General features: G+C 65.0%; 19 protein-coding genes. 10 read left to right on the forward strand and 9 right to left on the reverse strand.

The features are described from left to right. Window positions 1-2 precede the first annotated feature (2 nt). Genes phnY through phnD form a run of 6 tightly spaced genes read right to left on the reverse strand, consistent with a single transcriptional unit; the run spans window position 3 to window position 6,300 of the window. Entirely contained in the window at window positions 3-1,448 is a 1,446-nt protein-coding gene (gene phnY / locus AC1DSF_RS23960; RefSeq protein ID WP_478183544.1) for a phosphonoacetaldehyde dehydrogenase, read from the reverse strand. Beyond that, a complete protein-coding gene (gene psrA / locus AC1DSF_RS23965) occupies window positions 1,445-2,542 on the reverse strand; it encodes an iron-containing alcohol dehydrogenase PsrA (protein ID WP_478183545.1) in 1,098 nt (365 codons plus the stop codon). The genes phnY and psrA overlap by 4 nt, the downstream gene beginning before the upstream one ends. 8 nt (window positions 2,543-2,550) lie before the next feature. Then, window positions 2,551-3,789, reverse strand: coding sequence for a phosphonoacetate hydrolase (gene phnA, locus AC1DSF_RS23970; RefSeq protein WP_478183546.1), 1,239 nt, complete (start codon window positions 3,787-3,789; stop codon window positions 2,551-2,553). After that, complete coding sequence (gene phnE / locus AC1DSF_RS23975; protein ID WP_478127934.1) at window positions 3,789-4,604, reverse strand: phosphonate ABC transporter, permease protein PhnE; 816 nt, start codon at window positions 4,602-4,604, stop codon at window positions 3,789-3,791. The genes phnA and phnE overlap by 1 nt, the downstream gene beginning before the upstream one ends. Window positions 4,605-4,606: 2 nt before the next feature. Beyond that, window positions 4,607-5,422, reverse strand: a complete 816-nt coding sequence (gene phnC / locus AC1DSF_RS23980; RefSeq protein ID WP_478127933.1) for a phosphonate ABC transporter ATP-binding protein — start codon at window positions 5,420-5,422, stop codon at window positions 4,607-4,609. Then, window positions 5,419-6,300: a phosphonate ABC transporter substrate-binding protein gene (phnD, locus tag AC1DSF_RS23985; RefSeq protein WP_478127932.1), complete on the reverse strand. Its 882-nt coding sequence runs from the start codon at window positions 6,298-6,300 to the stop codon at window positions 5,419-5,421. Before phnD ends, phnC begins: the two co-directional genes overlap by 4 nt. Before the next feature lie 172 nt (window positions 6,301-6,472). Between phnD and AC1DSF_RS23990 the strand changes: the two genes are divergently transcribed. Beyond that, window positions 6,473-7,336, forward strand: a complete 864-nt coding sequence (locus tag AC1DSF_RS23990) for a LysR substrate-binding domain-containing protein (protein ID WP_478127931.1) — start codon at window positions 6,473-6,475, stop codon at window positions 7,334-7,336. A gap of 222 nt (window positions 7,337-7,558) precedes the next feature. On the opposite strand, the gene AC1DSF_RS23995 is transcribed toward AC1DSF_RS23990, so the two are convergent. The 3 genes from AC1DSF_RS23995 to AC1DSF_RS24005 are packed head-to-tail and all read right to left on the reverse strand — an operon-like array spanning window position 7,559 to window position 13,253. Continuing rightward, window positions 7,559-8,476, reverse strand: coding sequence for a formate dehydrogenase accessory sulfurtransferase FdhD (locus tag AC1DSF_RS23995; protein ID WP_478127930.1), 918 nt, complete (start codon window positions 8,474-8,476; stop codon window positions 7,559-7,561). Continuing rightward, the gene (gene fdhF, locus AC1DSF_RS24000; protein WP_478127929.1) at window positions 8,473-11,358 is read right to left on the reverse strand and encodes a formate dehydrogenase subunit alpha; all 2,886 of its coding nucleotides are present in this window, start codon (window positions 11,356-11,358) and stop codon (window positions 8,473-8,475) included. Before fdhF ends, AC1DSF_RS23995 begins: the two co-directional genes overlap by 4 nt. Further along, a complete protein-coding gene (locus AC1DSF_RS24005) occupies window positions 11,355-13,253 on the reverse strand; it encodes an NADH-ubiquinone oxidoreductase-F iron-sulfur binding region domain-containing protein (RefSeq protein WP_478127928.1) in 1,899 nt (632 codons plus the stop codon). Before AC1DSF_RS24005 ends, fdhF begins: the two co-directional genes overlap by 4 nt. A gap of 217 nt (window positions 13,254-13,470) precedes the next feature. On the opposite strand from AC1DSF_RS24005, the gene AC1DSF_RS24010 reads away from it, so the two are divergent. From AC1DSF_RS24010 to AC1DSF_RS24050, 9 genes are all read left to right on the forward strand, one after another. Next, window positions 13,471-14,061, forward strand: a complete 591-nt coding sequence (locus tag AC1DSF_RS24010; RefSeq protein ID WP_478127927.1) for a DUF3305 domain-containing protein — start codon at window positions 13,471-13,473, stop codon at window positions 14,059-14,061. Then, window positions 14,054-14,692, forward strand: a complete 639-nt coding sequence (locus AC1DSF_RS24015) for a DUF3306 domain-containing protein (protein WP_478127926.1) — start codon at window positions 14,054-14,056, stop codon at window positions 14,690-14,692. The genes AC1DSF_RS24010 and AC1DSF_RS24015 overlap by 8 nt, the downstream gene beginning before the upstream one ends. After that, a complete protein-coding gene (locus AC1DSF_RS24020; protein ID WP_478128030.1) occupies window positions 14,652-16,730 on the forward strand; it encodes a 4Fe-4S binding protein in 2,079 nt (692 codons plus the stop codon). Before AC1DSF_RS24015 ends, AC1DSF_RS24020 begins: the two co-directional genes overlap by 41 nt. Beyond that, a complete protein-coding gene (locus AC1DSF_RS24025; protein ID WP_478127925.1) occupies window positions 16,727-17,344 on the forward strand; it encodes a TorD/DmsD family molecular chaperone in 618 nt (205 codons plus the stop codon). The genes AC1DSF_RS24020 and AC1DSF_RS24025 overlap by 4 nt, the downstream gene beginning before the upstream one ends. Before the next feature lie 360 nt (window positions 17,345-17,704). Continuing rightward, on the forward strand, window positions 17,705-20,692 hold the full coding sequence (locus tag AC1DSF_RS24030) for a formate dehydrogenase subunit alpha (protein ID WP_478127924.1): 2,988 nt from the start codon (window positions 17,705-17,707) through the stop codon (window positions 20,690-20,692). A gap of 8 nt (window positions 20,693-20,700) precedes the next feature. Next, entirely contained in the window at window positions 20,701-21,327 is a 627-nt protein-coding gene (gene fdh3B / locus AC1DSF_RS24035) for a formate dehydrogenase FDH3 subunit beta (protein WP_478127923.1), read from the forward strand. Next, the gene (locus tag AC1DSF_RS24040; protein ID WP_478127922.1) at window positions 21,324-21,575 is read left to right on the forward strand and encodes a hypothetical protein; all 252 of its coding nucleotides are present in this window, start codon (window positions 21,324-21,326) and stop codon (window positions 21,573-21,575) included. The genes fdh3B and AC1DSF_RS24040 overlap by 4 nt, the downstream gene beginning before the upstream one ends. 18 nt (window positions 21,576-21,593) lie before the next feature. After that, window positions 21,594-22,790, forward strand: a complete 1,197-nt coding sequence (locus tag AC1DSF_RS24045) for a formate dehydrogenase subunit gamma (protein WP_478128029.1) — start codon at window positions 21,594-21,596, stop codon at window positions 22,788-22,790. Then, window positions 22,787-23,185, forward strand: coding sequence for a hypothetical protein (locus AC1DSF_RS24050; RefSeq protein ID WP_478127921.1), 399 nt, complete (start codon window positions 22,787-22,789; stop codon window positions 23,183-23,185). Before AC1DSF_RS24045 ends, AC1DSF_RS24050 begins: the two co-directional genes overlap by 4 nt. Window positions 23,186-23,239: the final 54 nt, after the last annotated feature.

The raw sequence follows: 23,239 nt of genomic DNA on the forward strand, positions 1-23,239 counted from the left end.
CGTCACCAAGGCATCGTGAAGGTCTTGCCGTTGCAGAACGACTTCATCGCCTCCTGCACTCCTTCCTTGTAGCCCAGGCCAGAGTCCTTGATGCCGCCGAAGGGCGTCAGCTCGATTCGGTAGCCGGGCACTTCCCAGAGGTTGACGGTGCCCACTTTCAGCTCCCTGGCGAAGCGAGTGGCGTCCTCGAACCGATGCGTGCAGATGCCGGACGAAAGTCCGTAGGCGGTGCCGTTCGAGATCGCGATCGCTTCGTCGATGCTGCCAAAGGTGATGATGGGCGACACCGGCCCGAAGGTCTCTTCCCGCACCAATGTCATCTCCGGCCGCACCCGGTCGAGCACCGTGGGTGAATAGAGGGCGCCCTCGCGCTTGTTGCCCACGAGCAGTCGAGCGCCTTGCGACACTGCCTCGTTCACGAGTTGCTCGAAGCGCTGCGCTGCAGGCTCGTCGATCACGGTTCCCATGTCGTTGTCCCGATCCATGGGGTCGCCGTACCTCCAGGCCCGCGACTTCTCGACGACGAGGTCGGTGAAGGCGGCGGCGACTTTCTCGTGCACCAGCATGCGCTTGACGGCGGTGCAGCGCTGACCCGAATTCTTGTACGAGCCCTGCACAGCGAGATCGCTCGCCCTGTCCAGATCGGCGTCGTCCATGACGATCAAGGGATCGTTGCCGCCGAGTTCGAGCACCATGCGCCGGTAGCCGGCCTTGGCGGCAATGTATTTGCCGATGGGAACGCCGCCGGTGAAGGTGACAAGGTCCACGTGCCGATGAGTGAGAAGCTCGTCGGCAATCTCCCGCGGATCGCCCGTCACCACCTGCAGCATCTCGGGGGGCAGCCCCGCCTCGTAGAGCAGGTCGGCGAAGTAGTAGGCCGACAGCGGCACCTTCTCCGATGGCTTGAGCACCATGCGGTTGTTGGTGGCCACGGCGGGCACCACCTTGTGCGCGACCTGGTTCATCGGATGGTTGAAAGGTGTGATGGCGGTGATCACGCCCAGCAGCGGTTCGCGCGTGGTGATCACCTTGCGCTTCTTGCCGTGCGGCGTGAGGTCGCACGAGAACACCTGCCCATCGTCGCGCAACGCCTCATTGGCGCCGAAGTTCAGCACGTCGGCCACACGGCCGATCTCGTAGATGCTGTCCTTCTTCGACAGGCCCGATTCGGCCGTGATGAGATCGGACGCCTGCTCGGTTCGTTCGCGCAAGAGCGAAGCGGCGCGATTGAGGATTGCGGACCGCTCGTAGCGCGTGAGAGTGGGCACATAGGCATGCGCAATGTCGAACGCGCGGCGCACGTCCTCCAGGCTTGCCATCGGCGCAGTGCCTACGCGTTCGCCGTTGAACGGGTTGCGCACGTCGATCGCTCGGCTGGTGCGTACCCTTTCACCGCCGATGCGCAGGGCTTCGGCGCGAAACTCGATGCTTTCCAGGACGGCGTTCATGCTGTCTCCTCCATGGCTGTGCCGATGAAATTCTTGCCTCGCGCACCATTCAGTGCGAAGGCGACCATTTGCTCGGCCTGTTCGTCCGTCACACCGTAGTCGGCAAAGCGGGTCTTCACGCCCAGCCGCTCGATGAATGTCGCGAGACGTTGCGGTGCATCGTCGAGAGGGCCCAAGGCGCGTTGGAGTACCGCATCGCGTCCGGCATCGCGGCCGATGGCGCGCTCGAGCACCATCGGCAGCGGGAATGAACAGGCAATGCCGTGCGGGACGCCGTAGCGCAAGGTCATCTCGTAGGAGATCGAATGCGCCAGAGCCGTGCGTGTGTTGGAGAACGCCATGCCGGCCTTGAGCGCGGCGAGCGCCATGCGTCCGCGCAGCTCGACGTCATCCAGCCTCTCCATCAGCCGCGGCAAGGCATCGAAGACGTCATGCACGGCCGCCACGGCAAAGGTGTCCGAAAGCGGATTCGCATTCACGTTCCAGATCGATTCCAGTGCATGCGAGAGCGCGTCCAGACCGCTTTGCAACGTCACCGGCGCCGGCAAGGACAGCATCAGCGCAGGGTCGATCAGCGCGACGTCGGGCCAGGTCTCGGGCAGATGCAACGAGTACTTCTTGCCGGCTCCGCGGTCCCACACCGTGGCCCATGGAGTGACTTCGCTGCCGGTGCCGGCGGTCGTGGGCACGGCAATCAGCGTCTTCACGTGCGCGGGGGTGACGCTCTTGCCTGCCGCGAGCGCCGCGACCAGTTCGTCGAAGCGATGACTGGCCGTGCCGACCATGAGCGCTTTGGCGGTGTCGATCGCGCTGCCGCCGCCCACGGCAACCAGCACTTCCGCACTATCAGGGTCGCGCCAGAAGGCGTCATAGAGCGGGCGCAACTCGGCGACGTCGGGGTTGGGCTGCACGTTGTCGATCACGCCGGCGAGCGCCGTTCCGAGCAGCTGTTCAAGACGTGCTACCAGCCCGAGCTGGCGCGCTTCCGGAAAGGTCACGACGACGGCCTTGCGGCCCTCCAGCAGCTTCGGCAGGGACGACAGGGCCCCTACCCCGTACACGCTGCGCACGGGATTGAAGTATTCGTTGGACATGGAAAGGTTCAGCTCAAGTCGGTGGTGTGATTCAGGGCCAGATCGAACACATCGAAGTTGCGAAGACGACGATGCGATGCCACGCCCCGAACGGGCCGGTTGAACAGCAAGGGAACCTTCTGCTCGGAGATGCCGCCATGGGAACGCAAGGGCACCGTCAGGCCGCTCAAGTCGTGCTTGGCGGCACTCGTGCCGAGCACGGTGAGGTGATCGCCGATGACGACCAGGTCGCCGATGCGGTCCGCCGCCAGCTCGAAGCGGCTGACCGCCTCTTCCCGCATCACCACCAGTTCGACGCCAGGGAGCGCGGCCAGGAGATCCTGCACGCCTTCGCGCGCGTTGCTGTTGACGTACACCGTCGCAAACGAACCCAGGGCGCCGTGGTGAACGACGTAGGGGTCCGTGATGGGCAGGATCACGCGAGTGGTGCCACTGCCGAGTTGCGCGTCCAGTTCCTGCTGGAGGTAGAGCACGCGAGGATTGCCCGCGGCGTCCGTCTTGGGGCTCATGCCATGGTCGGCGGTGAGGCCGATGATGGCGCCCAGGGCATCGAGCCTTGCGAGGTAGCCGTCCATCATGGCGTAGAAGGCATTTGCTTCGGGCGTGCCCGGGGCGCACTTGTGCTGCACATAGTCGGTGGTCGACAGATACATCAGGTCCGGGCGCCGGGTCTCCAGCAGCCGCACGCCCGCCGCAAAGACGAACTCGCTGAGATCGGCGCTGTAGACCGACGGAACGGGCCTGCCCACCAGCTCGAGCACCTTGTCGATGCCGCAGTCGGCCATCGTGGCCTGGTCCGCCTTCTCCGCCGAAAAGCAGATGCCCTTCAGGCCGTGGCCCAGCAACGTGCGCAGCTTGTCCTTCGCCGTCACTGCCGCCACCAGTGCACCCGCTTTGCCGAAGGCCGCCAGCAGCGTGGGGGCGCGCAGGTAGGTGGGGTCGTTCATCATGACTTCGCGGTCCGCTTCGACGTCATAGAAGTAATTGCCGCAGATGCCATGGACCGACGGAGGCACGCCCGTCACGATCGACACGTTGTTCGGGTTGGTGAAGCTCGGCACCACGCAATCGCCGATCAGCGAACTCCCCTGCGCCAGCATGCGCTGCAGGTAAGGCGCAGAGCCAGCCTGGATGGCCTGGGTGATGTAGTCGGGCTCGCAGCCATCGACACAGACCACCACCACCGGCGCGCTCGGCTTGGCGTAATGCCGCCCGTTGACCTGAATTGCTTCCGCTTGCGAGTTCATCAGTGGGTTCCTTTCTGGATCCAGGCGCGCAGACGCGTGGAGACGTAGTCCGCGACCATCACCATGGCGATGATCACGATGATGCAAGTGGCCGTGTCCCGGTACTGAAACAGCTTCATGCTGCCCACGAGCTCGAAACCGATGCCGCCCGCGCCGACCATGCCCAGGACGGTCGCCTGGCGAAGGTTGGTTTCGAATCGGTAGAGGATCACTGCGATCCAGGCCGTGACGACTTGTGGCAGCACGCCAAAGACGATGGTCTGGATCGGCCCTGCGCCCGTCGAGCGCAGTGCCTCGATGGGCCCCTGATCGATTTCCTCGATGGATTCGGCAAAGAACTTGCCCAGCATGCCCGCGCCGTGAACGGCCAAGGCCAACACGCCCGGGAACGGACCCAGCCCGACCGCGGCCACGAACACGAGCGCCAGGATGATCTCGTTGACGCCGCGCGTGACGTTGAACACCTGCCGCGTGATCTGGTAGACCACCGCGTTCGGCGTGAGATTGCGCGCCGCGAAGAAGCACACCGGCACTGCCAGGATCACGGCCAGCAGCGTTCCCCAGAGTGCAATCTGCACCGTTTCGATGGCGGGGGTGATCAGCTTTTCGACGAACGCCCAGTTGGGCGGCAGCATGCGCGAGAGGAAGTCACCGATCCAGGGCAAGCCCTTGGCCAGTTCGCCGAAGCTGACCTGCGCGCCCAGGGCCGCCCACCAGAGCACGGCCATCATGGCCACGCCGGTTGTGATGCGAGGCGCCCAGCCGAGACTGCCGCCAGGCCGCGACACGAGGAAGGTGTAGGAACCGACATGCATGATCAGGCCTCCTCCAGCGCCAGGTGGCGCAGTACGGGTTCAGGTGCCGACGCCGCGAGCGCCGCCGCGTTGCGTGACTCGCTCTCGTCAAGGCCCGGATAGATGCGGTGCAGGACATCCCCCGTGAGCTGTTCCGGTCCGCCCTCGAACACGATGCGGCCGCCGGAAACACCCAGGATGCGCTCGCCAAACTCCTTGGCATAGTCGATCTGGTGGAGGTTGCACACCACCGAGATGCCCAGTTCGCGGCTGGCCTGCTTGAGGTAGTTGAGCACCGTTCGCGACGTCTTGGGATCGAGGCTGGCAACGGGCTCGTCGGCGAGGATGATCTTCGGCTGCTGCGCCAGCGCGCGCGCAATGCCCACCCGCTGTTTCTGGCCGCCGGAGAGCGTGTCCGTGCGGAGTTCCGCCTTGTCCTCCAGTTCCACGCGGCGCAGGCATTCGAGCGCGATCTCCACGTCCTTGCGCGGAAAGATCTGGAGCCATGACAGCACCGAAGGCACCGCGCCGAGCCGGCCCGTCAGCACGTTCTTCTGCACCGAGAGGCGAGGCACCACGTTGTAGTGCTGGAAGATCATCGCCACCTGGCAGCGAAGCCGGCGCAGACTGGCGGCGTCGGACTTGACGAGCTTGCCGTCGATGCGAACGTCACCGCTGCTTGGCTCGACGAGCCGGTTGATGCAGCGCAGCAGGGTCGACTTGCCCGCGCCCGAAGGTCCGAGCACCACCAGGAATTCGCCCGGTTTCACGTCGAGGTCGACGCTCTTGAGAGCATCGAAAGCGCCGTAGCGCTTCGTGAGGCCACGAATCTCGATCACTTCATTGCCTTCAGGTCGAGGTGGAGAATGCTGGCAGTCTCGCGGATGACGTCGTAAGCCTTGTCGTTGGTGGGATGAAAGCCGTTGAGCATTCCCTGGTCCGACCACGGAATGTCTTTCACTTCGAGGAAGGCTGCCTGCACGCGCTTCTTCAGTTCGGGGTCGAGGTCCTTGCGCCAGACGGTCGGCGATTCGGGGATCGGATCGGAGGTCCACACCACCACAAGGTCTTCGCGGTTGGCGAGCCCCTTCGCGATGGCGGCGTCCAGGATGCGGTCCGCGATCGCCACCGCGTCGACCTTCTTGTTCTGCACGGCCACGGCATTGGAATCGTGCGAGCCCGAGAAGATGACGCGACCGAAGTCGCTGTCGGGATTGAAGCCCGCCTTCATCAGCCCCGCCTTCGGGAACAGGTGGCCCGAGGTCGAGGTCGGATCGACGAAGGCGAAAGTCTTGCCCTTGAGGTCGGCGATCGTCTTGATGCCGCTGTCCTTGCGAGCCACGATCAAGGAGTGATACGAAGTCCGGCCGGCCTTCTTGGTCTCGGCGACCGCAAATGCCTCGATCGGCGCCACGGTCGTGCCCATCACGTACGAGAACGGGCCCAGGTAGGCGACGTCCAGCCGCTTGGAGCGCAGCGCTTCGATGACGCCGTTGTAGTCGGCGGCCACGAAGGGCTTGACCGGCATGCCCAGCGCCTTCGACAGCATGTCCATCATGGCCTGGCTGTTTGCGATCATGGCGCGAGAGTCTTCGGAAGGGATGAGGCCCACCGTGAGCACGTTGGCGGCTTGCGCGGGGCTTGAACCCAAACCGACAAGGGGAGCGCCCAGCACGGCAGGTGCACAGGCAAGAAGGGAACGACGCGTGAATTTCATCGAGGTCTCCGATGCGGAACTGAGGAACCGTCACTGTTGTAGCGCCACATGACGAATCCGTGACGCATGGCCGCACTTTCGGCGCTTGCACCACATTCAGCCAATTCAAGTTTTTTGACCTATGTATTGACTGAACCTATAGTTCGGCCGGGATAACACCAAGGCTGGATTCATGCGGCTGACACAATTGCGCTCATTTCACGCGGTGGCCGTCACCGGCAGCTTCACGGGTGCGGCGCAGAGCCTGCACGTCAGCCAACCGACCGTGACGACGCAGGTCGGCCAGCTTGAGGCGCTCTACAAAGTTGAACTGTTCCATCGCACGGGTCGACCCGTGCGGCTCACGGAGATGGGCGAGCGATTGCTGCACCTCTCCCGCCAGATCTTCAGCCTCGAGAGTGAGGCCGTGCAGTTGCTGCGCGAGTCGGGCGAACTGCGCAGCGGGCACCTGCGCGTGGCGGCCGTAGGGCCGTCGCATGTGACGCGAATGCTCGTTGCGTTCAATCAGCAATACCCCGGCGTGAAGGTGTCGGTGAGCACCGGCAATTCGCAGGACGTGATGGACCGGCTGCTCAACTATTCCGCGGACGTCGGCGTGCTGGCACAGGCACTCAAGGACCGGCGCTTCGTATCGGCCCCCTATTCCGAGCACCCGGTGGTGATCTTCTGCAACGCCGAGCACCGCTTTGCGCATCGGCGCAGCATTCGTACCGCGGAGTTGCAAGGCGAGCGGCTCATCCTGCGCGAGCAGGGTTCGACGACCCGCAAGGCCATCGAGTCCGCGCTGCGTACGGCGCGCGTGGAGACCGAGGTGGTGATGGAGGTAGCGAGCCGCGAGATCATCCGCGAGGCGGTGCTGCAGGGCCTTGGCATCGCGGCCGTGTCGGAAGTCGAGTACGTGCCCGGTCCTGGCCTGCACGCAGTGCGCATCAGCGATGCGCAGGTGCGCACGTTCGCTCACGTGATGTGCCTTGCCGAGCGGCGTGATACGCGGATGGTCCGCGCCTTCTACGAAGTCATCGGCAAGGACGCCTGAGCATCAGCGCTCCCCATCGCGTCCATCTCTGGACGCTGCAGCGCAACCCTGTCGAGCCCGAGCGACCGATGGGAATGCGCGTTGCACAACGCGGCAATGATCTCGTTCTGCACGCGAACCACTTCGCGCGGCGGTTCACGGTCGGCCTAGCGCGAGCAGATCCTGGACGTCGCGCGGCGGCTTCCGGTATTGCCTCAGTAGAAGGCCAGGGTCCCGGCCGGCCTACATCCGTTCGGCATCGAACCTCTCAGACCCGACATAGCAAAGAAAGTGGCGATTGGCCGCACGCCCGAAAAGCGTCATGCCCAGCTTTTCTGCCAGTTCGTGCCCCATGGCCGTGACGCCATTGCGCGAAACGATGATCGGCACACCCATATGGGCCGACTTCATGACCATCTCGCTCGTCAGGCGACCGGTCGTGTAGAAGGTCTTGTCACCGCCGGAAATGCCGTGGATGGCCATCCACCCGGCGATGGTGTCGATCGCGTTGTGACGTCCCACGTCCTCGACAAAGACCAGCATGTCGCTTCCATGAAAAAGCGCACAGCCATGCACCGAACCCGCCTGCCGATGCACGCTGTTCCGCGATCGCATCAGCTCCAGGATGCGCAGCAACGTGCCCTGGGCGATGCGTGCCGTTTCCGCGGTCGGCAAGCGCACCGCATCGATCTGCGACATTGCATCGCCGAAGACGGTGCCTTGCCCACACCCTGTCGTCACGACCCGTCGCGCGGTCTTCTTGCCGAGGTCCTTGACGCCCGCATGCGTTTTGACGGCCGCCGCGCCAACCTCCCAGTCGACGTGGATGCTCTCGACTTGGCTCGCACGCTCTATGAGGTTCTGATTGAGCAGGTAGCCGAGCACCAGCAACTCCGGCGACGCGCCCAAGGTCATCAACGTCACGAGTTCGCGCTTGTCGACGAAGACCGTCAACGGCCGCTCGGCCGGAATATGAATCGGGCGATGCTCACCGTGCTGGTCGACGATCTCGATGCGGCGCAGCAGCGCGGCGCTCGCCTGGCTCATGCGAGGCGCGTCTGCCTGCCTCGGAAGCGAGACGGCTTCGAAGGCCGAGGGCGCTTCGTCCTCGGCCTCGAGTTCGTCGAGTTCGCCGGCCGACGCGCATTGCTGATCGGTCATGGGAGCACGGGCTCGTTCGTCCTCGGGTTGATCGATCCCGTGCCGTAGCCTGCCGCCGGTTTCGGCTCGCCGCCGCGCTGGATGCGCACCGCGCAATACTTGAACTCCGGAATCTTGCCGAAGGGGTCCAGCGCCGCATTGGTCATCAGGTTGGCCGCCGCTTCGTAGTAGGCAAAGGGCATGAAGACCGCGCCGTGCGGCGTGCCGTCATCGCGGCGGATGTGGATCGCCACCTCGCCGCGGCGCGACTGCACGGTGATGACGTCGCCCGGTGCCAGGTCCATGGCAGCCAGGTCACTGCCATTCATGGACGCGGTGGCCATCGGCTCCAGCGCATCGAGCACTGTCGCGCGGCGGGTCATGCTGCCCGTATGCCAGTGCTCCAGCTGACGGCCCGTGATCAGAACGAATGGATATTCGGCGTCCGGACGCTCATCGGCCGGAATGATGTCCGCCGGCACGAGCGTCACGCGGCCATCCGCTGTCGGGAAGTTCTCGATGAACACCGTGGGCGACCCCGGGTCCTCCGCGGAAAGGCACGGATAGGTCACGCTCGATTCGCGCTGCAGCCGCTCCCACGTGATGCCGTTGATGGCCGCATGCATGGCTTGGCGCATTTCTTCATACACGGCAGCCACGCCGCTCTCTTCGCCCGGGTAGTCCCATGTGAGGCCCATGCGCTTCGCGATCTGCTGGATGATCCACAGGTCCGGCTTCGCTTCGCCCGGCGCGTTCAGCGCGCGCTTGCCAAGCTGCACCATGCGGTCGGTATTGCTCACGGTGCCGGTCTTCTCGGGCCAGGCGGTTGCGGGCAGCACCACGTCGGCCAGCCAGGCGGTTTCGGTCATGAAGATGTCCTGCACCACCAGGTGCTCCAGCGAGGCCAATGCATGCCGCGCGTGGTTCAGGTCGGGGTCGCTCATCGCGGGGTTCTCACCCATGATGTACATGCCGCGGATCTTGTGGGGATCGCTGTCGGGCGCCAATGCCTTGTGCATGATTTCGACGACGGTGTAGCCCGGCTTCTCGTCGAGCTTCATGCCCCAGAAATCCTCGAACCACGCATGCGCGCCGGCGTTGTCGACGCGCTGGTAGTTGGGGAACATCATCGGGATCAGGCCGGCATCGCTGGCGCCCTGCACGTTGTTCTGTCCGCGCAAAGGGTGCAAGCCGGAGCCCGGCTTGCCGATCTGCCCCGCAACGGTGACCAGCGCGATCAGGCAGCGCGCGTTGTCGGTGCCATGCACGTGCTGGCTGATGCCCATGCCCCACAAGATCATGGCACCCTTGGCCTTGGCAAACTCGCGAGCCACTTCGCGCAAAGTCTGCGCAGGAATGCCGCAGATGGGCTCCATCGCCTCAGGGCTGTATCCCTTGACGTTCTCGCGCAGCGCTTCGAAGTTGTTCGCGCGCTCGCGAACGAACTGCTCGTCCGTCAGGCCCTCTTCGATGATCACGTGGATCAGCGCGTTCAGCATGGCGACATCGGTGTCGGCCTTGAACTGCAGCGTGCGCCATGCGTGCTTGCCGATGTCGGTGATGCGTGGATCGGCGAGGACGATCTTCGTGCCCCGTTTCGCCGCGTTCTTCATCCAGGTCGCGGCGACCGGATGATTGGCCGTCGGATTCGACCCGATCACGATCACCATGTCCGAGTGCTCGATATCGTTGACCTGATTGCTCACCGCGCCCGAGCCCACGCCCTCCAGCAATGCCGCGACGCTCGATGCATGGCATAGGCGCGTGCAGTGGTCCACATTGTTGCTGCCGAAACCGGTGCGGACCAGCTTCTGGAAAAGGTATGCCTCTTCGTTGCTGCCCTTGGCCGAGCCGAAACCGGCCAGCGACTTCTTGCCATGCGTGTCGCGCAGCCGCACCAGTTCGCCCGATGTGTAGGCGAGCGCTTCTTCCCAGCTTGCTTCCCGAAAGGCTTCGCTCCAGTGGCCGGGCCGCGGTGCGTCCGTTTCGTCCTTGGGGAAGCCGGGCTTGCGAATCAGCGGCTTGGTGAGGCGCTGCGGGTGGTCGACGTAGTCATAGCCGAAGCGACCCTTGACGCACAGGCGGCTGTGGTTGGCCGGGCCGTCGCGGCCATCGACGCTGACGATCTTCTCGTCCTTGACGTTGTAGGTGATGAGGCAGCCAACGCCGCAGAATGGGCAGACCGAATCGACCTTGCGGTCCACCGCCTGCGGCCCGATGTGCGACTTGGGCATCAGCGCGCCGGTCGGGCAGGCTTGAACGCATTCCCCGCAAGCCACGCACGTGCTCGCCCCCATCGGGTCGTCCAGGTCGAACACGATCTTGCTCGCTTCGCCGCGCATGGCATAGCCGATCACGTCGTTGACCTGCTCTTCGCGGCATGCACGCACGCAGCGATTGCACTGGATGCAGGCGTCCAGGTTCACCGCCATCGCGGGATGGCTGACGTCCGACGCCGGCTGCTCCCGCCTCAGGGCCCTGAGTTCGGGGCGCACCTGGATTCCCAGCTTGCTGGCCCAGGCGCTGAGTTCGCCGTGCTGCTGCGATTCATCGTCGCCGACCCACTTGTAGCCTTGGTCGGGCATGTCGGACAGCAGCATCTCCACGACCATCTTCTGGCTCTTGAGTGCGCGTTCGCTGGTCGATTGCACTTCCATGCCGGCCGTGACGTTGCGACAGCAGCTCGGCGCGAGCGTGCGCTCGCCCTTGACCTCGACCACACAAGCCCGGCAATTGCCGTCAGGCCGGTAGCCGTCCTTGAAGCAGAGGCGCGGGATGTCGATGCCGTGCCGGGCGCCTGCGGCGAGGATCGTTTCGCCTTCGAAGGCCTGGATGGTCTGGCCGTCGAGTCGGAACTCCACGGTTTGCGGCGTCAATTCCGCGATGCGTGCCGGGGCGTTCATGCTGCTTTCCCTTGTTCGGTTGCCGCGGGGTTCTTCAGTGGCGGAACGAAGGGCGGCGTGCCCTTTTCGCCGACTTCCTGCGGGAAGTATTTCTGCACGCAGCGGATCGGATTCGGCGCCGCCTGGCCCAGGCCGCAGATGGATGCATCGCCCATGACCTGGCTCAGATCTTCGAGCGTGACGTTGTCCCAGACGGGCGCCTGCATCAGGGCCGCGGCCTTGCCTGTACCGACGCGGCACGGCGTGCATTGGCCGCAGCTTTCATGCTCGAAGAAGCGCATGACGTTCAGTGCCGCGTCACGCGCCTTGTCCTGGTGGCCGAGGACCATGACCGCGGCCGAACCGATGAAGCAGCCGTGCGGCTGCAGGGTGTCGAAGTCAAGCGGCACGTCGCCCATCGAGGCCGGCAGGATGCCGCCCGAAGCACCGCCCGGCAGGTACGCATAGAACTCATGGCCGGGCAACATGCCGCCGCAGTATTCGTCGATCAGCTCGCGCACCGTGATGCCTGCGGGAGCCAGCTTGACGCCGGGCTCCGCGACACGGCCGCTCACGCTGAACGATCGCAGTCCCTTGCGTCCGTTGCGGCCGAAGCCCGAAAACCACTGCGGCCCCTTCTCCACGATGTCGCGCACCCAGTAGAGCGTTTCGAAGTTGTGCTCCAGCGTCGGCCGACCGAAAAGGCCGACCTGCGCGATGTAAGGAGGCCGCATGCGAGGCTCTCCGCGCTTGCCTTCGATGCTTTCGATCATCGCGGACTCCTCGCCGCAGATGTAGGCGCCAGCGCCGCGCCGAAGCTCGATCCGCGGCAGCGCGCAGGGCGGGTCCGCATAGAGCTTGTCCAGCTCGGACTGCAGCAGCGCGCGGCAGTCGTGGTATTCGTCGCGCAGGTACACGTAGCAAACGTCGGTGCCCACCACCTGCGCCGCAACCACCAGGCCTTCGAGAAAGCGGTGGGGGTCGCGCTCGAGATAGGTTCGGTCCTTGAAGGTGCCCGGCTCGCCTTCGTCGATGTTCACTGCCATCAGTCGCGGTGCCGGCTGGTCGCGGACGATGCGCCATTTGCGGCCCGCCGGAAAGCCCGCGCCGCCGAGGCCGCGCAGGCCCGAATCTTCCATGGCCTTGATGATGGACTCGTGCGCCTTCGTTCCGCTGGCGACTGCTGCCGCGAGCGCATAGCCGCCGTTCGCACGGTAGCTTGCGTAGCCGGTCGCCGGGGGTGTCGCTTCGACTTGGGCGACTGGAGGCGAAACGCTCTTTTCAGCGAAGGACGCGATGTCGAAAGGCATCGGAGAAGAGTGTCCAGGGCGTGCGGGCATGTCTGCGGCGGACCTCTTGCGTTCCACCTCGACAGCCTGCGCGACCTTTTCCACAGTCGCCAGTGGCACAGCCGTCTGATGCACCGCGACGGCGGGCGCCTGCTCGCACCGACCGATGCAAGGCGCGGCAATCACACGCACTTCGCTGCCAAGGATTGAAGGCAGCCTTGCCAGCAAGTCCTGCGCACCGCCCAGCTCGCACGCCAGGCTGTCGCACACACGCACGGTCAATGTCGCGGCCTGGTCGCCGGCTCGAATGACATCGAAGTGGTGATAGAAGGTTGCCACTTCGTAGACCTCGGCCATCGGGATGTTCATCTCCTTGGCCAGGGCCACCATGTGCCGCTCTTGCAGGCCCCGCCAAGCGTCGTTGATCTTGTGCAGGTTCTCGATCAGCAAGTCGCGCCGATGGCCTTCCGCGGGGCGCTCGCCGATGAGGGCGCGGACTTCGGCAATCGAAACCTCATCGGGCTGACGGCCTTTGAGCTTGCTCTTGCTGCGAATGCGCTGGCGAAGATCTTCGGCCGACGCGATTGCCACCGCCTTGACCTCGTTGCGCTGACCTGGGTGATTCATAGGGTGGGTCGTTCCTGCTGTATCGGCTTGATTGTTATCGATGGCTCAAGCCCAGGCTGACAGTGATACGTTCGCTGTCGATGCCTGGGCATGCGATGCCCTTTTTGCGTGGTGCGGACTGTCGTCGAGCGCGCCCGCTGGGTCAAATACGATTGCGCAATAGGCCGATTCAAGGAATGAATGACGGCAACCATCGGCATCGGCTATTGTTCACTTCATGCCCTCGTCCGGAACTCCAGCGCCCGATGGCGCCGGTCGCCCAACGCTCGACGTGGCCGTCGTCATGCGCCGCGAGCGCCTGCATGGCCCCTCTAGCCGCTGGCAGCAGTGGCGCTGGCGCCTCGAGCGCGTGATGCCCGACGAGCCGGGTTTCGGCACCGAGCCGCGCATGCTGCACTGCGAAAGTGGCGAGCAGCATTGGCTGCACCCCGGCTTCAAGGTCGAACTGTTTCGGGACGAAGCCGAGGGCTACCATCTGAACGCCACCGCGCCGGCCCCGTGTTGGTTCGTTCTCTGGCGCATGGACGAGGAGGCGACGCTCGGCCCTGAGCCAATCCCCCGCCCGGTCGTCGTGACCTTGAGCTACTACGAAGCCGGTCGCTGGCTGGACGCGCAGGAAACGGTCGAGCAGGTGCCGGCGCCGCCGGAGGTGATCGACTGGCTGCGCGCGTTCGTCGACGCGCACTACGTGATCGAGCCCAAGCGCCGTCGGCGGCCCGAGAGCTTCCGGCCGCTGGTGGACCGCTTCGGCAATGCCGCGAGCGTGACCACTGAAAAGAGGCGCGGACGGGGGGCTGGCGATGTCTGAAGGCTTCATGGGGCGATGGTCGCGGCGCAAGCAGGAGATGCGGGTCGGAAAGACAGCACCGGAAGAAGCACCCGTGCCGGTGCCCGCGCTGGCGCCTGTTCCGGCGACAGCGGCTGCGAGTGCGCCGGCCGCTTCCGCCCCAGCCTCCGGGCCCGAAGCCGAAGGAGAAAAACCTCCGGCGACACCGGCGCTCACCCTCGTGGATGTGCAGGGGCTGGGTGTCGAATCGGACTACAGGCCCTTCGTGGCCAAAGAGGTCGCGCCCGAGGTCAGGAATGCGGCCTTCAAAAAGCTTTTCTCCGATCCCCACTTCAACACAATGGACGGCCTCGACACCTACGTCGACGACTATTCGAAGCCCACGCCGCTGCCCGACAGCGTCCTGCGCCAAATGGCGAGCGCCAGCTTCCTGAAGCTTTTCGACGAAGTGCGCGAGCCGCCCCCCGCGGAACCCCCTAGGACCACGGAGGAGGAGGACGTGGCACAGTCTCAGGATTCCGGTGAAATTCCAAGCCCGCCGGTTGCCGAAGCGCAGCCGGCCAGCCAAGAGAGCGATGACGACCACGCTGATCTGCGACTGCAACCAGACGATGCCACTCGAGGCCAAAACCCTCGGAACGGCGCTGGCTGAAACGCTTCCCTTGCACTCGGCGCTGTGCCGCCGCGAAGCAGCGTCCTTCCAGCGCGCGATCCAGTCCGGCGACGACGTGGTGGTCGCCTGCACCCAGGAAAAGCGGCTGTTCGGCGAACTCGCCACGAGCACGCCCGACGCTGTCTCGCCGATCCGCTTCGTCAACATTCGCGAAACCGGCGGCTGGAGCCGCGACGCGAAACATGCAATGCCCAAGATCGCGGCGCTGCTGGCAGCGGCCGCGCTGCCTGAGCCCGAGCCCGTCGCGACCGTGGGCTACACGAGCCAAGGGCGGCTGCTGATCATCGGCGCACTCGATGCGGCCGAGCGCGCTGCAACGCTGGTCGGCGACACGCTCGAAGTGACTCTCCTGGCGCAGGGTCCCGGCGTACTTGGCGGCGCGCAGGAACGCCGTTGGCCCGTGATCGCAGGGCATATCGACTCGCTCACGGGCTGGCTCGGCGCGTTCACGCTTCGCTGGACGCGCGACAACGCGATCGACCTCGACCTGTGCACCCGCTGCAACGCCTGCGTTGCCGCCTGCCCGGAACAGGCGATCGGGCTGGACTACCAGGTCGACAACGCCAAGTGCACATCGCACCGGGATTGCGAGCGCGCCTGCACCGTCGCTGGTGCGATCGATTTCAGTCGCGAGCCGCAGGTGCTCGACGCGGCCTTCGACCTGGTGCTCGATCTCGGCACTGAGCCGCGCATCGACTGGCACGCGCCGCCGCAGGGCTACTTTCACCTGCCAGGCGGAGTCGCGCATGCCGAAGGCCTGCAGACGCTGCTGCGCCTGCGCGAGATGGTCGGGGAGTTCGAAAAGCCGAAGTTCTTCGATTACCGGCAGAGTCTTTGCGCGCACAGCCGCAACGAGGTGGTCGGCTGCAACGCCTGCGTCGAAGTGTGCTCGGCCCATGCCATCAGCAGCGAGAAGGACCGGCAGCGCATCGTGGTCAACCCGAACCTGTGCATCGGGTGCGGCGCCTGCACCACCGTGTGCCCCACGGGTGCGCTGGGGTACACCTATCCACGTGCGTCCGACCAAGGGCTCAAGCTGCGCACGCTGCTGGCGACCTATGGCGCGTCGGGCGGCCGCGATGCGGCACTGCTGCTGCACAGCCAGGAGGGCGGCCAGGCGCTGGTCGAACAGCTCGGAAGGCAGGCGCAACTTGGCAAGGCGCAGGGCCTGCCGGCGCGGGTGATTCCGGTTGGCCTCTTCCATGTGGCGAGCACGGGCGTCGACCTTTGGCTCGGTGCCATCGCTTTTGGCGCCTCTCAGGTGATTGCGCTGAGCACCGGCGAAGAAGCGCCACAGTACGTGACGGCGCTCAAGAAGCAGATGGAAATCGCACAGGCGCTGTTGCGGGGCCTGGGCTACTCCGGCACGCATTTTCACGTGGTCGAGACGAACTCGACGGCCGTGCTGGATGCCGCGCTTGCGGGTTTGAGCACGACGGCGCAGCGCGTGCCCGCCATCGCGGCCCGTTTCACGGCAGGAGCCGACAAGCGCAACCGGCTCGAGATGGCGCTCGATCACCTGATGAACGCAGCGCCCGCCTTGGCAGCGCAGGCCGAAGCATCGTTGGCGGTCGCGCTGCCCGCGGGCTCTCCGCTTGGCGCCGTCGCGGTCGACAAGGAAAAGTGCACCCTTTGCCTCGCCTGCGTCAGCGCCTGTCCTGCCGGCGCATTGCAGGACAGCCAGAGTGCGCCACAGCTGCGCTTCATCGAGAAGAACTGCGTTCAGTGCGGCCTGTGCGCGACGACCTGTCCCGAGGACGCGATCTCGCTCGTGCCACGCTTGCTGGCTTCGCCCGAGCGCAAGCAGTCGGTCCTTCTGAACGAGGCAAAGCCTTGGGCTTGCATCCGCTGCGGCAAGCCCTTCGGCACGCAAAAGGCGATCGAGGCCATGCTCGGCAGACTGGCTGGCCACGCGATGTTCCAGGGCGAAGCGATCGAGCGCCTCAAGATGTGCAGCGACTGTCGGGTCATCGACATCTACAGCGCCACCGACGAAGTGAAGATCGCGCCTTTATGAGCCACCAGCTTCCCACGTCCTCGGCACTGGACGAGGAGATCGCACGCGCCGAGCTCTACGGCCTGCTGGCGCGGCTCTGGTATGCGCCACCGGACGCCGAGCTGCTCGATGCCTTCCGGGTTGCACCAACGGAAGCGCCTGTCGCGGGTGCCTTTCTCGAAGAACCGTGGCGCCGACTCGTGGGCATCGCGAGCGACACCAGCGCCGCCGCCGCGCACGACGAATACGACGCGCTCTTCGGCGGCCTCGGCAAGCCCGAGATCGACCTTTTCGGCTCGCACTACCTGAGTGGCTTCCTCAACGACAAGCCACTCGTGCAGCTGCGCAACGATCTTGATCGGCTGGGCCTCACGCGTGCCGAGACCATCTCCGAAACTGAAGACCATATCGCCTGCCTGTTCGAAGTGATGCGCTACCTGATCGCCGGGGACGACGTCGAGGTCGCGAACCTGACCCAGCAGCAGGCCGTGTTCGCAAAGCACATCCAGCCGTGGCTGCCGGCCTTGTGCGAGACGGTGTCTCAGCATCCGAAGGCGCGGTTCTACGCGGCGCTCGCTGCCTTCACGCGCGCGTTCGCGGAAGTGGAGACGCAGGCTTTTGACATGCTGGCCTGAAACAAGGTCGTGCTGAACCGGAGCTAGCGGAATACGCGGTTGCCCACGGATGCGGCCTGGACTAGCATTTCAGGACAAGTAGCGGATTCGACGTCTCGTTAACTCTAGCCATTCCTGGAGTCAATATGCAGGACAGCCAGTGCGCCGGCCCCAAGCCGGCATCCCGTCGGAGATTCTTCCTTGGCGGTGCGTCCCTTGGCGCCGCCGTCACGGCCGTCTCCGTGTTGCCAAAGGTCGTCGACCCGCCGCCGGCGGTCGCTCCTTCAGCCCTGCCGCCCGCGCCTGAGAAAGGAGGCGGGTATTCCCTTAGCGAGCACGTCAAGCGGTACTACAAGACCGCGTCTGCCTGAGGAACTCCCGATGCTGCTGACAAAAAAAGCTCCAGGCACTCCCGGTCGAACCGCCGCCGGTGGGTCTGCAGCCGTCTCGCCGTTCGTCGACAGTCTTCGGCGCGGTCTCGCGAATGCCTTGCCGACCATGGACAGGCGCGCCTTCCTGCGGCGCTCGGGCCTCGGCGTCGGGGTCGGCGTGGCTGCCGGCCAGCTCACGCTGATGCGCAAGGCGCAAGCGGCCGACGCCACGCCCGTAGGCGTCGGTGCCGGCAAGATCGAAGTGAAGCGCACGGTGTGTTCGCATTGCTCGGTCGGTTGCGCCTCCGATGCGGTGGTCGAGAACGGCGTTTGGGTGCGCCAGGAGCCGGTGTTCGACTCCCCCATCAACCTCGGCGCTCACTGTGCAAAAGGTGCGGCATTGCGCGAGCATGGGCATGGCGAGTACCGGCTGCGCTATCCGATGAAGCTCGTCAACGGCAAGTACGAGCGCATCGGCTGGGACACCGCGCTCGACGAAATCGTCGCCAGGCTCAAGGAACTCACCAAGGCGAGCGGTCCTGACGCCATTTACTGGATCGGGTCGAGCAAGCACAGCAACGAGCAGTCCTACCTGCTGCGCAAGTTCGTCAGCTTCTTCGGGAGCAACAACTGCGATCACCAGGCGCGCATCTGTCACTCCACCACGGTCGCGGGTGTCGCGAACACATGGGGCTACGGCGCCATGACCAACTCGTACAACGACATGCGCAATGCGAAAGTCGCGATGTACATCGGCTCGAACGCGGCCGAAGCGCATCCGGTGAGCATGCTGCACATGCTGCACGCCAAGGAAACCGGCTGCAAGATGATCGTGGTCGATCCGCGATTCACACGCACGGCAGCGAAGGCGGACGAATACGTGCGCATTCGCTCGGGCTCGGACATCCCGTTTCTGTTCGGAATCCTGCACCACATCTTCAAGAACGGTTGGGAAGACAAGAAGTACCTCAATGACCGGGTCTACGGGATGGAAGAGGTTCGCGCGGAGGTTCTCTCGAAGTGGACGCCCGACAAGGTCGAGGAGGCCTGCGGCGTCAACGAAGCCCAGGTTCTCAAGGTCGCAACCTTGCTCAACGAGAACCGCCCGGGCACCATCGTCTGGTGCATGGGGCAAACGCAGCACACGATCGGCAATGCCATCGTGCGAGCCTCCTGCATCCTTCAGCTGGCCCTTGGCAACGTCGGCATGGCAGGCGGCGGCACCAACATCTTCCGCGGCCACGACAACGTGCAGGGTGCCACCGATGTCGGCCCCAATCCCGATTCACTGCCGGGTTACTACGGGCTGCTCGAGGGTTCGTGGAGGCACTTCGCCGGGGTCTGGGGCGTGGACTACGAATGGATCAAAGGCCGCTTCGCGTCGCCCGCGATGATGACCAAGCCAGGCATCACCGTGTCGCGCTGGATCGACGGGGTGCTCGAGAAGAACGAGCTGATCGACCAGGATTCGAACCTGCGCGGCGTCTTCTACTGGGGACATGCGCCCAATTCGCAGACGCGCGGGCTCGAGATGAAGCGGGCCATGGACAAGCTCGACCTGCTGGTGGTGGTGGACCCCTATCCATCGGCCACGGCGGCGATGGCCGCGATGCCGGGCCGGCCCGAGGACCAGAACCCGAACCGCGCGGTCTATCTGCTGCCGGCCTGCACGCAGTTCGAGACCAGCGGATCCGTCACGGCCTCCAATCGTTCCCTGCAGTGGCGCGAGAAAGTCATCGATCCGCTGTGGGAAAGCCGCAGCGATCACATGATCATGCAGCAGTTTGCCGATCGCCTTGGCTTCGGCAAGGAGCTCAGCAAGAACTACAAGATGCAGAAGGTCAAGGGCATGGACGAGCCCTTGCCGGACGACATCCTGCGCGAGATCAACAGGTCCTGCTGGGCGGTCGGCTACACCGGCCAGAGCCCCGAGCGGCTTCAGGCCCACATGCGCAACATGAGTGCCTTCGACGTGCGTACCCTCAAGGCCAAGGGCTCTGTCAAGGACAAGGTCAACGGCTACGACATCGAAGGCGACTACTTCGGCTTGCCGTGGCCTTGCTACGGAACTCCGGAACTCAAGCATCCCGGCTCGCCAAATCTCTATGACACCTCCAAGCACGTGATGGACGGCGGGGGCAACTTCCGTGCGAACTTCGGCGTGGAGCGCGACGGCAAGAATCTCCTGGCCGAAGACGGCTCCTGCTCGCTGGGCGCCGACATCACCACGGGCTACCCTGAGGTCGACCACCTGCTGCTGAAGAAACTCGGCTGGTGGGACGAACTCACCGAAGCCGAGAAGCCCAAGGCTGAAGGCAAGAACTGGAAGACGGACAACTCCGGCGGGATGATTCGCGTGTTCATGAAGAACCACGGCTGCCATCCCTTCGGCAATGCGAAGGCGCGAGCGGTGGTGTGGAACTTCCCGGACGGAATTCCGCAGCACCGCGAGCCGCTCTACGGCACGCGGCCCGACCTGGCAGTGAAGTATCCGACGCACGACGACAAGATGGCGTTCTGGCGCCTGCCCACGCTCTACAAGAGCATCCAGCAGAAGAACATTGCCGACAAGCTGGCCGAGAAGTTCCCGTACATCATGACTTCGGGGCGGCTCGTGGAGTATGAGGGCGGCGGCGAGGAAACGCGCTCCAACCCCTGGCTGGCCGAGTTGCAGCAGGAGATGTTCATCGAGATCCATCCCAAGGTCGCGGCCGAGAAGAACATCCGCAACGGTGAGCGTGCCTGGGTGCATACGCCTACGGGCGCCAAGCTCAACGTCCAGGCGCTAGTGACCGAGCGCGTCGGGCCCGACACGGTGTTCATGCCGTTCCACTTCTCGGGCCGCTGGCAGGGAGCGGATCTGCTCGCCTACTACCCCAGCGGCGCGGCGCCGATCGTGCGCGGCGAGGCGATCAATACGTCGACCACCTACGGCTATGACAGCGTCACCATGATGCAAGAGACCAAGACCACGATCTGCAACATCGAGAAAGCCTAGGAGCTGCCATGGCAAGAATGAAGTTCGTCTGCGATTCCGAGCGTTGCATCGAGTGCAACGGCTGTGTCACAGCATGCAAGAACGAGAACGAGGTGCCATGGGGCGTGAACCGCCGCCGCGTGGTCACGCTCAACGACGGCGTGCCGGGTGAGAAGTCGATCTCGGTGGCCTGCATGCATTGCTCCGACGCGCCCTGCATGGCGGTGTGCCCCGTGCAATGCTTCTACCGCACCGAGGAAGGCGTGGTGCTGCATGACAAGGACGTGTGCATCGGCTGCGGCTACTGCTCCTACGCCTGTCCATTCGGCGCACCGCAGTTTCCGTCGGAGGGAAGATTCGGAGCGCGCGGCAAGATGGACAAGTGCACCTTCTGCGCCGGCGGCCCCGAAGCCAACGGCTCGGAAGCGGAGTTCGAGAAGTACGGCCGCAACCGCCTGGCCGAAGGCAAGCTGCCCGCCTGCGCCGAGATGTGCTCGACAAAGGCGCTCCTGGCCGGCGACGGGGACGTGGTGGCGGACATCTTTCGCACTCGCGTGTTGCATCGCGGCAAAGGCGCCGAGGTCTGGGGCTGGGGCACGGCCTACGGTTCGCAGCAGGCCGGAAACCCCCCTGCCCCTGCTGGAGAAAAGAAGTGAGGTCCGCGACAGTGGCCTTCCTCGCGCTTGCGTCCAGTGCGACGCTCCTTGCTGCCTGCACCGAGAAGCCGCAGACGAACGCCGAGGGCGTGAAGTACGACGCGACACCCTGGAGTGGCACGGGCACGCAGCCCAACACCGCAACAGCCTTCACCGCGCCCGGTTGGAAGGTCGGCGACAAGAGTTCGTGGGAGCAGCAGATCAAGCTTCGCTCCGACGGTCAGAACGAGTACACCAAGGAAAACTGAGCCGGAGGCCGCATGAGCATGAGCTTCACCGACCGCATCCGCCAGGCCTTGACCGCAGCGCTGGCAGCCACGCTGCTGGGGTGCGGTGCGGCGGCGCTGGCACAGGCCGCCGAGCCGGCGCCACAAACAGAAGGCGGCATCCGTAGCCAGAACATCTTCGAGGTCAAGCCCGAGGCCAGCGCCGACCCGAACTACCTCACGCAGACCAACGGCGAGCGCAACCGGGTACAGCCCGGCAACAACGCGCCGATGTGGCGCCAGGTGAGCGGCGGCGTCACCGGCTACAGCAGCCTGCCCTCGAGCGAGGCGCCGGAAGCTGGCAACCTGATCCAGCGCTTCGTGCAGTATCCAGGCTCGCGCTTCACCAACGCCGGCGAGGCCTGGCGCCAGGTGCGCAACGACTGGATCATTCCATATGGCGCAGCGCTGCTCTTCGTCACGCTGCTCGCGCTGGCGATCTTCTACTTCACCCGCGGCCCGATGCGCCTGCATGGTGCGAAGACTGGCCGCAAGATCGAGCGCTTCACGCCCTTCGAGCGCGCCACGCATTGGTCGAATGCCATCGCGTTCGTCGTGCTCGCGCTGTCGGGCATCGTGATGGCATTCGGCAGGTTTTTCCTTCTGCCAGTGCTTGGCGGATCTCTGTTCGGCTATCTCACCTATGTGCTCAAGACCGTGCACAACTTTGTCGGGCCCCTGTTTGTGGTGAGCACGATCTTCATGATCTTCACCTTCATTCGAAGCAACTGGCCGCGCGCGGAGGACATCACCTGGCTGCGCCATGGCGGCGGCTTGTTCGGCGGCAAGGAGCCGGCGTCGCATCGCTTCAACGCCGGCGAGAAGCTGGTGTTCTGGGGCGGCGTGCTCTTTCTCGGCAGCATCGTCATCGGCTCGGGACTGTTCCTGGACAAGCTGCTGCCAGGCATCGTCTACACGCGTGGCGCGATGCAGATCGCGCACATGGTGCATGCCGTCGCCACGCTGTGCATGATGGCCCTGATCATGGGTCACATCTACATCGGCACGCTGGGCATGACGGGTGCCTACAAGGCGATGCGCGAAGGCTACGTCGACGAGACCTGGGCGCGCGAGCACCATCGGCTCTGGTACGACGACATCGCGGCGGGCAAGATCCCGGCGCAGCGCACGCCGAAGCCCGGCGATCCGGGCCCGGCCCATGTGACGCCGCTGAGCGCGCGAGGAAGCTCCGTATGAAGCGCGAACTGACGCCATTTGCGCTGGCACTCGCATTGATCGGGTCATCGGCGTTCGCCAAGCTGCCGGCACCCACGCCCGAAGCCCAGGCCAAGGCAGCGGAAGCAGCCGCCCGCACGGCGTGGAACACCAAGAGAGACGCATACCAGCTCTGCAAGGCGCAAGACCGGGTCGCAGCAAAGTACCGCGCCAGTGCCGAAGCAGCCGGCAAGCCGTTGCCGACGGCGATGACGACGCCACCTTGCGTGGACCCGGGCCCGTATGTGGCCCCGGCGCCGACGGGCGAGACCAAGCCGATCGAAGCCTCGGGCGCGCATTCGCCATCCACCACGGCGACTGCCCCGCCGAGTTCGAACCAGACCTCGGCCGAGACCAATCCCGCTCCGAAGAAGTAATTCCGCCGCTCTCGCGCAAGCGCAGCGCTGGCCATCTCTCAAGCGCCGCGTCCG

This window comes from Variovorax sp. 01N429 (genome assembly GCF_056399425.1).